Consider the following 13,425-nt stretch of genomic DNA (forward strand, 5'->3'; position numbering starts at 1 on the left):
ATCATGCATGTTCTGGAAAAAATACAAAAGATAAGTCCGTATCTGGTTCTTAAGGTTTCAATATTAGTATTTATTATGGCGTTATCAATATTTGTGGCATCATCTGTGGTTTCGAAGTGCTCACTTTTTACCAGGTCCATTGAGTCACTTGATGATTCGCAAGAGGTAGTAATGGCGGTTACTGGAGCTACGCTTGGAGTGTCGGTTGCCATAACATTCCTGCCGGATGATTATGCTTCGCCTCTTGCGGACACTTTGGCAGATATGAGTACATATTTCGTGATCCTACTTGGAATGATCCTGTTTGAGAAACTTTTGATCACGGTTGGAGTTCCCTTTATTTTCAGGTTTATAATTCCTGCAGGTATTATATTACTTATCGTATATTATATTTCTCATAAGAAGATAATCAGAACAATTGCATATAAGATTCTGGCATTTGCAATTGTTATCATATTGGCAGTTCCTCTTGGAACAAGCGTATCCAAATGGCTGTGCAGTTCTTCCTTGGATTATGTCAATGAGACTGTAACACAGGCACAGGACGGCTCCGACAAGATAGAAGAGATATCGGAAAGCTCTTTTTCGGACAAGAGCTTTTATGAAACTGTTTCAAGTGTATTTGATTCGGCAATTGAAGGTGTGACGGATCTGTTTAATTATTATAAGGGCATCATTCAGAAGTTCATCAATACTATTGCGATCATGATGCTTGCTTATCTGGTAGTACCGTTTGTGACTTTCCTTCTAATGCTGTGGTTTATGAATCAGCTATTCTTATTCGAAAGTTTTAGAGATAAAGGGTATAGTCTGACCAAAGACGATATGAAGGCTATTAAAAAGATCAGCGCAGTTTGCAATGAAAAAGGCGAGCCGGAAGATAATAGCAACCAGATATAAATGACGTAAGGTCAAAAATTATTATGATTCGGGCCTTACTTAAATCAAATGTGAATTATCTTTTCTATGCAGGAGATACAAAAGGAGATGCGTGGAACATGAAGAATAGGATAGATATAAAAAAGCTTGTTATTTGGCTAATAAGCGCAGCTTTTATAATAGGAGCTGTGATTGTGGCAATAATATTTAGAAATGGCAGTGGTAGGGCTTACCAAAAATACAACGACGGCGTTAATTATATAGATCCTGATACTATACAGCTTAGTGACAGCAGCGTAACAGTTTCTTTTTCTGAAGTGATATTATCAAAGCCTGAAGAGACGAGAAAGCTTGTTGTATATGAGCAAAGCGGTGAAGTCAGTTATACGATCACGGATAAACTCTGGGGAATTGACTGGGATCAGACGACAAAAACTCTTACAGTCAAGTATACAGGGAAAGGAAGTTTCGTAGTGGAGCTGGATCAAATAGCGCAGGGTGATATAATTGATGATCAAGAGAATAAGATACTTACTATCAAGATCCCACATCCGCAGCTTGATACTATTGATATAAATCCGGATGAGGTGGAGATTGGTAATCAGACCAGCGGATTTTTTACCATAGGAGACATTAAGCTGACTGTAGAGGACTATATAGATATTGAGTCGGAGCTTAGAAGAAGGCTTGTGGAGAAGTTCGATACTGTTGTTAATGGGCAGCAGGCAGATGATCTTGCGCTGGATGCAGTGTACGATATCTATTATCCTGTAGTCCAGGCAGTAGATGGGGATTATGAGCTTAAGATTGAATTTAGATAAGAAGGATCCGCCGGTTTTGGCGGGTCTTTTCAATAAATAAGTCAGTTATTCAAGCTTCGCACTTGCCAAACATAGAGGTTGGCGTATGTTTGGCAAGTGCGAGGTTTAAGTTAAATAAATATAAGCGAGGATTATCATGGAACTAAAGGAATACAGTTTTTTACCAACAAATGAATATGTAAAGCCACTTGGAAGGACTATCATGTTTGATGATTGCAGGGTTTTAAGTCTTTCAGGATCAGGAGTGGAATTCAAATATACCGGAACAAAACTTACAGTGACTTTTCTGGGCGATTCCACAACTAATGCAGATGAAGGTGTTCCGCAGCCCTGGCGCGATCAGGCAAGAGTTGCAGTTATCGTAGATGGCATTACGCAGCTTGATACTGTGATCAAAAAGCCAAAAGAAATATTTGAAGTATGCGGCACTGATGACAGTATCCCGGCAGCAGAGCATGTGGTAAGAATCTTAAAGCTTTCAGAGCCTAGAATGTCTACGGTAGGACTGGGAGAGATAGAGATACTTGCTTATGGACCGGCTGAGCCGACTCCTTTAAAGGATACTTATATTGAATTTATAGGAGATTCTATCACCTGCGGATATGGTATAGATGTTCCAGATGAGCGTCATACATTTTCAACAGGGACAGAGAATGTTTATAAGGCCTTTTCTTATAAGACTGCAGATAAGCTCGGCGCTGATTACAGTATGGTTTCATACAGTGGACATGGCCTTATCTCTGGATATACACCTGATCCTAATGTGCCAAAACTTGAAGAGCTGATCCAGCCCTATTACGATATATTTGCTTATTCATACAATACCTTCAGAGGCCTTAAGATGGAGGAGAGGAAGTGGGATTTTGAGGCTGAGAGAAAGCCTGATATCATCGTGATCAACCTTGGAACCAATGATGACAGCTATATTCAGGATGATGAAGATAAGAGACAGGCTTTTTACAAGGCTTATGTTGAGTTTCTTGAAAAGGTCCACAGCCTTAATCCTGAGTCCAAGATAGTTGCAGCTTTCGGCCTTATGGGAGACAGGCTCTATAATACCGAAGCAGAAGCTGTAGCTGCATTTAAGGAAAAGAGCGGATTTGACAAAGTCTATTCAGTGCGACTGACACCACAGGATTTTGAGAAATATGGCTACGGAGCTGACTGGCATCCATCAGCAGCTTCTCATGAAGTTGCAGCTAGGGAGCTTAGCGATTTTATTAGAGGCTTATGATACGCCCCGCAGGGTATGAGCAAAATAGCACATAATGAAAGTAGTGAACTTTATAATCAGCTTTGTTTTATGTGGCATGAATTCTTGAACTTTTTTGTTCAAGAACGTTTAGAATTTGTTTATATGCGGGAGTATTTATGAAAAGAATTATAAAGATTATAGCGGTGCTTGTTGTCATGGCACTTTTAATAGCAGGTTTTGTTAAGCTTTTATGGAGTCAGAAAGTGGCAACATTTATTGCATCTTATTATGAGCTTCAGGGCGTTGATGTATCGCACTTTCAGGGAGATATAGACTGGGAAGTTCTGAAAGATCAGGGGATCTCTTTTGCCTATATTAAAGCTACTGAAGGAAGCAGTCATGTGGATACACGTCTTGATGCTAATTATCAGGGCGTCAGGGAATCAGGGATCATATATGGCTTTTATCATTTTCTAAGTCTTGAGAGCGCACCTGAAACTCAGATGGAGAATTTTATGGCAGCAGTTGGCTCTTTCGAGATGGATCTTGTTCCTGCAATTGATATTGAGTGGTACGGGGATATGAGAGACAATCCTCCGGATAAAACCAAGGTTCTTGACACTCTTACCAAGATGATATCGCTGATGGAAGAAGAGTTCGGGTAAAAGCCTGTCATCTACACAACTCAGAGCTTTTACATCAAATATCTAAATGGCGCTGATCTTGATGCGCCTATGTGGATACGAAATGTATATTTTTATCCATTACAGGATTTTGTGATCTGGCAGTATACAGACAGGGCTGTAATGGACGGATACTCTGGACAGGAGAAGTATATAGATCGTGATGTGATAAAACAAGGCGATCTTTCGAAGATACGACTTGGGAAGTTTTAGTTACTAATTAATAGACTTGCTCTGTGATGTCATTATGTATACGACACTGTCCAAACGGTATTTGTTCAATTATTATTTATAAAATTGCACTAATATCACCAAATGTAGTAAAATATAATTACATTTTTTCGGACATAGTACATAGAAATGCATCCCAAAGCGAGGTAAGTTTTATGGCAGATATTCGTGAGATTCTTATGACAGCCAAAGAGGCTAATGCATCTGACGTTCATATCACTGTTGGTATTCCGCCCAAGATGCGTGTTAATGGGCAACTTATTTCGCTTGATAGCTATGGTAGGATGTTGCCTCCGGATACTCAGGCGATTGCCGATTCTATAATGAATGACAGGCAGAAGGAGTCGCTTGAAGAGCATGGACAGCATGATATGTCTTTCTCTATAGCCGGTATCGGACGATTCCGTGTTAACGTATTCAAGCAAAGAGGATCTGTTGCACTGGCGCTAAGACTTGTTGCAACAGAGGTCCCGCCTGCAGAGACTCTGGGTATACCGCCTTCAGTCATAGATCTGTACCAGAGGAAAAGAGGTCTTATCCTTGTTACGGGTCCTACAGGGTCAGGTAAATCCACGACTCTGGCTTCGATAATCGATCTTATTAACAAAAACAGAGAGGCTCATGTTATAACTCTTGAAGATCCTATCGAATATCTGTATCACCATAGTAAATCTATTGTTAACCAAAGAGAGATAGGACTTGATTCGGATTCGTATGCGGCAGCACTTAGAGCTGCTCTTAGAGAAGATCCTGACGTAATACTTGTTGGTGAGATGAGAGATCTTGAGACTATTCAGACTGCGATCACAGCAGCAGAAACAGGACATCTCGTCCTGTCAACACTGCATACTATAGGTGCTGCTACAACTGTGGATCGTATTATTGATGTATTCACACCTCATCAGCAGCAACAGGTAAGGATACAGCTTGCCAACGTACTTGAAGCGGTTATATCTCAGCAGCTTATACCTACTGCAGATGGAAATGGGCGTGTTGCGGCATTCGAAGTCATGCATGTTAACAGCGCGGTTCGTAATATGATCCGTGAGGGCAAGACTCATCAGCTTATCACTGTCATGCAGACCAATAGAAAGCTTGGAATGATAACTATGGATGAAGCGATAATACAGCTGTATCAAAGTAGGAGCATATCAAGGGAGATGGCGATACAGTTTGCGCAGGATCCTGATACAATGCAGATGAAAATGTTTCATTAGTGTATATACTAATAATGCTTTCGAGTATATAATTGATATATATATTTTTGTGAGAGATCATCATAGGATTTTAAGACAGACGTAGATATATTTGTAGGCAAGCAATTAAGTCAATTGTGTTTTTAGTACACTATGTGTAGAATTGCAAGTGATATAGTAGCATTTGGGGCTATCACATATCATGGGAGGATATATGGAAAGTAGGATTGGGGTAGTAAAACATGGCGCGTCAGGTGCACGCGTTCTATTGATGGAGCGAGTCGGAAGGTTTGAAATAGCAACAGGTTCTGTGTTATGCATTTATGGGATTGTTAATATTATCTGTGATGTCGTATATAAATGGGGGCAGTATACCTTTTCCGGAATGATCCTTGAGAGTCTTGTGGTGATATTGGCAGTACTACTTGGATTTTGGGGGATTGGATCCGGATCGCATCATCTGTGCAGCATCCGCCATTTTAGAAAGTATGTAAGCTTCCTTCAGCAGGATGAAACAGGATCTGTCAGAAGACTTGCGGACAGTACCCATGAACCCTATGATGAGACTCTGGATAGGATTCACAGATATACTGACCGAGGATATTTTGGCAATATCATAATAGATGATGCTTCGGGCCGTGTTTCTTTTCCTGACAGGATCAGAAAATATTCTGATGCAGGTTACAGGACAGTTACCTGCAATGGATGCCGCGCAACCAGATCACTTCCTGACAATACAATTGTTAAGTGCGAGTATTGCGGCAATGTTATCAGTACGCGTAAAGATGAGCATTGATGCAAGATAGCTTTGAAAGTTTTATAAAGACATTTTGTTGCAATATATTTGTCTTTTGCTTTTTATTTGATTTGGTTTTATCTATATATGATAAGGTTCTATTATATCTTTATACGATAGTTTTTTAGTGTAAAAACTATATATAATATGGATTTATTTGATCTTTTTGATATAGTAAGAACCTTGGTTTTCTATAAGACCACTAATTTGCATCATAGTAAGAGTCTGCAGTATTACACTGACAGGCTCTTTTATATTGTCTTTTTCAAGCTTTTCAGCTATCTCTGATGCTGATATCGGATAGATATCCATTGCATCAAGTACTGATTTTTCCAAAGGTGATAGGCTCTGATATCTTACATTGGATTCTGATGACCTGCTAGAACCTGTATGTTCGCAGATTCCGCTTTCCTGTATTGAACCAGTGAAGCAGGAGATGATATCTTCAGGAGCAAGAGCAATGCCGGCTCCCTGTCTTATAAGATCGTTGCAGCCGTCAGAGAGCCTGTCGGTTATGCGTCCGGGGACTGCAAATATCTCTTTGCCTTGTTCGAGAGCCATATCAACAGTTATCTGGGTTCCGGATTTCTTCCTTGCTTCTATTACCAGGACGATGTCTGAAAGACCTGAGATTATGCGATTTCTCTGAGGGAAAAGGCGCGCCTGAGGCATTGTGCCAGGCATGTATTCAGAGATGATTCCGCCATTTTTACAGAGCATATCATATATATCCTGATTGGTGTCAGGATAGCAGAACTCAGGACTGCATCCAAGAACGCCGTAGGAAGGATGGCCTGATCTTAGGGCAGCTTTTTGGCTTATACCATCTACTCCCATAGCCATACCGCTTATTATCTGAATTCCTGCCTGAGCAAGTTCAAGACCGAACTGTCTGGCAACATATCGGCCATACTCACTGCACATCCTGGCGCCGACTATAGATACAGATGGGAGGTTATCATCAGGAAGTTTTCCTTTTACATAAATGCAGGATGGCGGATCCGGAATAGTTCTAAGTTTATTCGGGAAGCTTTCATCATCATAGGGTATTATACGAATCCCTAAGTCTAGCATTTTGTTATATTCTTTTTCTTTGTCCCAGTGAGACTTGGCATATTTAAAGCTTTCGGCTGTCTTGGGTCCAAAGATTTTGTCAGCTTCCTTATCTGATATAGAGAGGATATCAGAGGCGCTTTTGTATTCTTGTAAGAGAGCGTGGATTTTTCTTTTACCAAGGCCATTGATGGCATTTAGCATATAGTGATCCACCAGCTCTTTATCAGTCATTTTTGTTATCATAATTTTAATTATCCCTTTGGTAGTTTTATCTGACATTTATGACATATCATGAGTCTGGTGCCAAAAGTTCATTTAGAACCCTGCATCATGTTTGAATCATATGAAACATTGGGCTGTGCTTTGAGATATAGTCAGCTCCAGTACTTCTGATCCGCCATCTTATAGCAGGCAGCTTCTGCAATATGTACGTCCTTTATCTGGTCACTTCCTTCAAGATCTGCGATGGTTCTTGAAAGCTTTATGATCCTGTGATAGGAACGGGCTGAGAGACCGAGCTGCCTGTATAGCTTCTCAAGCATGCGCTGCTCTTTAAAACCGAGTTTGCAGTATCTGGCGATATCTATAGGTGACATATCGGAGTTGAATCTTACGTTAGTACCTTTAAAACGCTCTTTTTGTATATCTCTTGCTCTGATGACCCTCTCTCTTATGGTGCTGCTTTTTTCATTGGCGCTGCTTCCTGTAGACAGTTCTGCAAAGTCAATCTTGGGAGCTTCGATACATATGTCTATTCTGTCGAGGATAGGTCCTGATATGTGAGATAAGTAGTGGACGATATCTTTCTGGCTGCATTTGCATCTGCCCCGGTCAGGATAGTAGCCGCAAGGACAGGGATTCATAGCACCTACAAGCATGAAGCTTGCAGGATATGTGAAGTTGCCACCGGCTCTTGATATATGGACTTCCTGATCTTCAAGAGGCTGTCTTAGAAGGTCGAGAGTCGTCCTTGAGAATTCTGCAATCTCATCAAGGAAAAGAACTCCTCTGTGTGCCAGAGATATAACGCCAGGCTGTGGGACTCTTCCTCCTCCTGCAAGAGCAGAAGTCGTGATCGAATGGTGCGGAGACTGAAAAGGACGCTCTGTGATAAGAGCTTTGCCTGCAGGAAGAAGACCTGCAACTGAATAGATCGTAGATACTTCAAGACTTTCTTCTTTGGATAGCGGTGGCAAAATAGTTGGGAGCCTTTTTGCAATCATACTCTTGCCCGATCCCGGAGGCCCTACCATCAGAATATGGTGAAAACCTGCGGCTGCGACTTCCATAGCTCTTTTTAATGCTGATTGCCCGTTGATATCAGCAAAGTCGACGTCGGATCTATCAGACTCTTTTTGGAAGAGTTCATCAACATTTACGACAGTTGGCGGGATCAGGCAATCCTTCTCACTATCCTTGGAACTTAGATATGTGATGCATTCTGCAAGAGATGATACTCCGATGACCTTGATACTGCTTCCAAGGACGGCGCCTTCTTTTTCATTGTCTTTTGGCAGGATGCAGGCCTTGCAGCCATTGTCTATAGCTGTTTTGACAATCGGTAATACGCCTTTGATTCCTTTTACTTCTCCGTCAAGACCCAGCTGTCCTATGATAAGCGTATCTTTCAGCTTGCTTTCATCTATCTCACCAAGTGAACATAGGATTCCTATAGCTACCGGAAGATCTACGCTTACGCCTTCTTTTCTGACATCGGCAGGAGAGAAGTTGATAGTGATACGTGACGCAGGTATCTTGATCCCCGAATTTTTGAGCGCTACTTTAACTCGTTCCTGCGCTTCACGAACTTCAGTACTTGGAAGACCGACCATATTGAAAGCCGGAAGTCCGTTTGATACGTCGACTTCGACCTGCATAAGATAGCTGTGAATGCCATTAATGGCTCCAGCTTTAATTGTACTGAACATAACTTTAAAATGACTCCTTTCAAAACTTTCTTCCATAATCTAAAACAGGAATTAAATGGTAACTTTGAATAGGCAAGAGCCACATTACCATCTGTGAAATGACTTTCACAAAAAAGTGCTGATTAGCACGAAAAGAAATATATCATATTGAGAAAAGCGATGCAAGCTTTTTTTGAAAATGTGAAAATGGTGTACTTGCCAAACATACGCCGCGCCTTATGTCTGCAGGAAAGCGGACAGTTAATAAAGTCTTTTCGCATTATTGAACGTGTTATTAATTCAAGGCATGATATCTGCAGCTTTATATTCAGGGGTCCAAACTCGCTGCGCTCAGACATGTGGACCCCAAGAAGAATATAAAGCTGCATCTATCACGCTCTTGAATTTAATAACACGTTCAAAATAATGCGAAAAGACTTTATTAACTGTCCGCTTTCCTGCATCCATAAGGCGCGGCGTATATTTGGCGAGTGGGAGTCTGCAGGTTATTAACTATAGGAGCGTTTTTTGCGCAATTATTGCGCATTTTCAACTTTGTTTTGTGAACTTTTATCTATCAGATCGGCTTACTTTTGGCATTAATAAGCCTTGTGATATGCTGTTTCATTACGCTATAGTTATATTATAAGGATTGCGCTGAATTGTTGCGCTTATATATTTTGGTTAACGACTGAAAAAACGGTTAAGGCGGTGATGTATACTCGAAAGTTTTACGGGGGATCAAGTGCCCCATGTAAAACTTTCGAGTATACATCATCGCCGGACTATATCAAGGGAGGTTTTCATGGGCAGAGATAAACTTACGATTGCTGATATCGCAGATGCACTGGGAGTATCCAAGACTACCGTATCAAGAGCTATATCAGGTAAGGGACGCATCAGTAAAGAGACAATTGACAGAGTACATGAGTATGTGGAGAAGTACAATTACAAACCATATGGTTCTGACAGCAAAACTTTTAAAAGCCAAAAGACACATAATATAGCAGTGACCTGGTCAGGTGATTATGAACTTATCGAGATGCCGTATTTTCAGAATGTTCTTAAAGGCATTATAGAAGTCATGTCTGATGAGGGATATGATGTCATGATATCTCTCATTGTTAATGATCATATAGAGAATCTTAGAAGAATAGTGGATGAAGGCAAAATAGACGGAGTCATCCTTACAAGGACTCTTGTTAATGACATGCCATCCCGCTTTTTAAAAAGTTCAGGTATACCTTTTGTATGCATAGGCTCCAGCGATGATGATGAAGTGACCCAGATAGACAATGATCATTTTGAAGCCTGCAGAGAACTTACAAGTGCACTTATACATCAAGGACATAAGAGAATTGCTCTCATCGGAGGATCCAGCAATCATATCATAACCAAGACAAGGTACGGAGGCTTTGTCAAAGCTTTTCATGATGCCAAGGTTACGCTTGATACCTCGATCATATTCCTTGATGTTAATACTGACAAAAGAATCTCTGACATATTATCATACCTACTTACAGTTGAGATAGACTGTCTTATCTGTATGGATGACACTTATGCTCTTAGGGTTATCGATATATGCAAAAATGAGCATATAAGAATTGCAGAAGATCTCCGCCTTGCATCGTTCTATAACTCAACACTTCTAAGCGGCTCAGTGCCTGCGATAACATCTCTTGACTTTAACGACAGAAACCTTGGAGCAGTAGCAGCCAGAACCCTCCTGCAGAAAATAAATTCCGAAGAAGTCCACAACCGCATGCTCAAAACCTACGAAGTAATGCTCCGCGAAAGCACCAGAATGGTAGAGAAGTATTGAGCTCGGAGCCTGCTTAGAAGATGCAGTATCCTTGAAGACTTCAATGATTTATATACTTCCCACCACAGCGAAGCCTTCAAGAATGCTGCATCGTACAAGTGGGCTTTGTAGTATTCAGACTGTGATTTCGTACTTGCCAAGTATATGTCTCTTGTATAAGCACTACTTCATAGGAAATAAAATGCTCGGTGAGTGAAAATGTATACTAATAATATACATTTATCTACCTCATATCCTTTATACCTTATAGAAATGTTGCCGGATTTAATATATAATTGATATTGAAATTTTAAACATTCAAAACATATGCCTTCCCTTGTAGTTGAGCCTGCGTGGGCAGTTTATAAAGTATTATCGAGTCTTTTGAAGGAGTTATTAGATTCAGGAGCTTGATAGATGGATATTTATATTCTGCTAGGGGGCCGCATGTTTGAACGAAGTGAGTTTCGGACCCCGGAATATAAATATCCAGATATCATGCCCTGAATCTTATGACTCCTTCAAGACTCGATAATACTTTATAACCTGCCCATGCAGGTTCAGCTACAAGGGAAGGCATATGTTTTGGATGGGCGAAAACCTACAATAATAATTGTTTTTTCTAGATCGATATTTCTTTAAGCGAATTTTCAGTGAGGTTATGTATAGTGTATTTAAGCTTGTATACATGGGCTTATTATTATAAGGCATAAGGGGTTGCGGCGTTACTGGCTGCGATCGCAGAGGGGACGAGTTGAAAGCTATCGATAAGCTGAATGATCTATTGTCTGCAAATGCACGTCAGAAAACAGCAAAGATCAATTCTAAAAATCATACAAAATCACCATCACAACCTAAATATCTACCTGTAAGACTTAAAGATATGGCTGTTTCATTCTTGTTTATAGTACCAAGTCTTATTGGCGTAGTACTTTTCTTTGGTGCACCTTTTGCAGTCGTAGTTTTTTATTCTCTGGTTGATAATCCCACCAAGTGTAACTTTGTAGGGACCTTGAATTTTACCAGAGTTATGAACAACTCCGCTTTTCAGAAGGCTGCGCTTCATACGATAGAGTTTTCTGCTATAGCGGTTCCTTTGGCCGTTGTTTTATCGCTCCTTCTTGCAATTGTACTTGAGAACAAGATACCTGGCAGAAGTGCATTCAGGAGCATGTTCCTATCGCCTATGATGGTTCCTATAGCATCAATCGTACTTATATGGCAAGTTCTGTTCCATTACAATGGTCTTGTGAATCAGGTGATGGGTATATTCGGAGCAGACAAGATTGACTGGCTCAAATCAGACCAGGCGCATATTGTTATCATAGCTCTTTTTCTATGGAAGAATCTTGGATATAACATGATATTGTTTATGGCAGCTCTTTCAAGTGTTCCGGAAGATCAGCTTGAAGTTGCAAGACTTGAGAATGCCAATGCATGGCAGACCTTTTGGTATGTCAAGCTTAGATATCTGTCATCAACTATTGTATTTGTGGCGCTGATGTCGCTTATCAATTCTTTTAAGGTATTCAGAGAGATATACCTTATGACGGGAGATTATCCCTATGACTCGTTGTACATACTTCAGCATTATATGAATAATAAATTCCGAAATCTTGACTATCAGGATCTGTCTGCTGCAGCTATCCTGATGTCGGTGATAATGGTAATACTGGTAGCAGCTTTGTTTACTATAGAAGAGCGTTTTGGCAAGGATGTGGAGAACTCATGATAAGGCACAAGGATCTTACAAGTGAATATAGAGAATGCATCGTAGAGAGAGCTCCTCAGAACAAGTGGATGGACATTGAAGGTGCCAAGCCTCCAAAACCTGTCAAAGAGAAAAAGACCTACACCAAAGATCAGATCAAAAAAGAGCTTGCTCTATACAGGAAGTTCATAAGGGATCATCAGAGAAAAAAGAGGATCGATATCATAAAGATTGCTATAGGGACTATCATATGCGGTTTTTTTGCAGTATTATTCCTTCTTCCTATAGTACTTACAATAACCAATTCCTTCATGGCATCAAGTGAGATAAGTTCTAACTATGGTGCGATATTTGCGACAACGCAGACGGGCGGCAAGGTATTTGTGTCCAAGACGGTCAATCTTAAGTTCATTCCGGATATCATAACTTTGTCTCAGTATTATGTGGCTTTGTTTAAGAGCCCTGCCTATCTGTTTAAGTTCTGGAATTCGGTTATATATGTTGTGCCTATCGTTGTGTTCCAGCTTGCAGTATCATCGCTGGCTTCATATGGATTTGCCAGATATACCGGCAAGGTCAAGGGTGTTATCTTCTTTTTATACGTTATCATTATGATGATGCCGTATCAGGTAACGCTGGTTCCTAACTACCTTGTATCTGACTATCTGGGTATTCTGGATACAAGATGGTCTATATGGCTTCCGGGCATATTCTCGCCTTTTGCAGTATATATGCTGACCAAGTTCATGCGAAGGATTCCGGTATCTGTCTTGGAAGCAGCCAGAATAGACGGCGCCAATGAATGGAGCATCTTTACAGATGTAGCGATGCCACTTTGCAAGGGTGGAATAGTATCTATAGCTATTCTAATATTTATTGACTATTGGAATATGGTTGAGCAGCCTATTATTTTGCTTTCAGATGATTATCTGCACCCGCTTTCAGTGTTCTTGTCCAAGATCAATTCTGGCGAGATATCACTTGCTTTTGCGATAGCGGTTATATATATGGTTTTGCCGATGCTGGTATTTTTGTACGGCGAAGAGTACCTGATAGAGGGTATCACTTATCAGGGCGGTGTAAAGGGCTGATAAAAGAAACTAATACAAAAGAATTATATTTAGCTTTTGAGAATAAGGCATTATTTAT

General features: G+C 40.5%; 12 protein-coding genes. 10 read left to right on the plus strand and 2 right to left on the minus strand.

Going from position 1 to position 13,425, the window contains the following annotated elements:
- The first annotated feature begins 3 nt into the window (after positions 1-3).
- The 7 genes from BMX21_RS00390 to BMX21_RS00415 all read left to right on the plus strand — a co-directional run bounded on the left by BMX21_RS00390 (position 4) and on the right by BMX21_RS00415 (position 5,801).
- A complete protein-coding gene (locus BMX21_RS00390) occupies positions 4-900 on the plus strand; it encodes a hypothetical protein (RefSeq protein ID WP_092039943.1) in 897 nt (298 codons plus the stop codon).
- A 98-nt stretch (positions 901-998) separates the two neighbouring features.
- Positions 999-1,700: a DUF4230 domain-containing protein gene (locus BMX21_RS00395; RefSeq protein WP_177173869.1), complete on the plus strand. Its 702-nt coding sequence runs from the start codon at positions 999-1,001 to the stop codon at positions 1,698-1,700.
- A gap of 136 nt (positions 1,701-1,836) precedes the next feature.
- Complete coding sequence (locus tag BMX21_RS00400) at positions 1,837-2,934, plus strand: SGNH/GDSL hydrolase family protein (protein WP_092039953.1); 1,098 nt, start codon at positions 1,837-1,839, stop codon at positions 2,932-2,934.
- A 137-nt stretch (positions 2,935-3,071) separates the two neighbouring features.
- Positions 3,072-3,560 carry a glycoside hydrolase family 25 protein gene (locus BMX21_RS00405; RefSeq protein WP_092039957.1) on the plus strand — a complete coding sequence of 163 codons (489 nt, stop codon included), beginning with the start codon at positions 3,072-3,074 and terminating at the stop codon, positions 3,558-3,560.
- A 69-nt stretch (positions 3,561-3,629) separates the two neighbouring features.
- On the plus strand, positions 3,630-3,791 hold the full coding sequence (locus BMX21_RS19260; RefSeq protein ID WP_177173870.1) for a hypothetical protein: 162 nt from the start codon (positions 3,630-3,632) through the stop codon (positions 3,789-3,791).
- A 173-nt stretch (positions 3,792-3,964) separates the two neighbouring features.
- Positions 3,965-5,026 carry a type IV pilus twitching motility protein PilT gene (locus BMX21_RS00410; protein ID WP_022756172.1) on the plus strand — a complete coding sequence of 354 codons (1,062 nt, stop codon included), beginning with the start codon at positions 3,965-3,967 and terminating at the stop codon, positions 5,024-5,026.
- Between the two features lie 193 nt (positions 5,027-5,219).
- Positions 5,220-5,801: a hypothetical protein gene (locus BMX21_RS00415; protein WP_092039962.1), complete on the plus strand. Its 582-nt coding sequence runs from the start codon at positions 5,220-5,222 to the stop codon at positions 5,799-5,801.
- Positions 5,802-5,954: 153 nt separating this feature from the next.
- Here the strand turns inward: BMX21_RS00415 and dprA are convergent, their stop codons facing one another.
- Entirely contained in the window at positions 5,955-7,100 is a 1,146-nt protein-coding gene (gene dprA / locus BMX21_RS00420; RefSeq protein WP_177173871.1) for a DNA-processing protein DprA, read from the minus strand.
- 131 nt (positions 7,101-7,231) lie between these two features.
- On the minus strand, positions 7,232-8,785 hold the full coding sequence (locus BMX21_RS00425; RefSeq protein WP_092039971.1) for a YifB family Mg chelatase-like AAA ATPase: 1,554 nt from the start codon (positions 8,783-8,785) through the stop codon (positions 7,232-7,234).
- Positions 8,786-9,569: 784 nt separating this feature from the next.
- Between BMX21_RS00425 and BMX21_RS00430 the strand changes: the two genes are divergently transcribed.
- From BMX21_RS00430 to BMX21_RS00440, 3 genes are all read left to right on the plus strand, one after another.
- Positions 9,570-10,586: a LacI family DNA-binding transcriptional regulator gene (locus tag BMX21_RS00430; protein WP_092039974.1), complete on the plus strand. Its 1,017-nt coding sequence runs from the start codon at positions 9,570-9,572 to the stop codon at positions 10,584-10,586.
- A gap of 733 nt (positions 10,587-11,319) precedes the next feature.
- Entirely contained in the window at positions 11,320-12,297 is a 978-nt protein-coding gene (locus BMX21_RS00435; protein ID WP_242952837.1) for a carbohydrate ABC transporter permease, read from the plus strand.
- Positions 12,294-13,367, plus strand: coding sequence for a carbohydrate ABC transporter permease (locus BMX21_RS00440; protein ID WP_022754634.1), 1,074 nt, complete (start codon positions 12,294-12,296; stop codon positions 13,365-13,367). Before BMX21_RS00435 ends, BMX21_RS00440 begins: the two co-directional genes overlap by 4 nt.
- Positions 13,368-13,425: the final 58 nt, after the last annotated feature.

The organism is Butyrivibrio sp. TB (assembly GCF_900110805.1).
Lineage (GTDB): Bacteria > Bacillota > Clostridia > Lachnospirales > Lachnospiraceae > Butyrivibrio > Butyrivibrio fibrisolvens_C.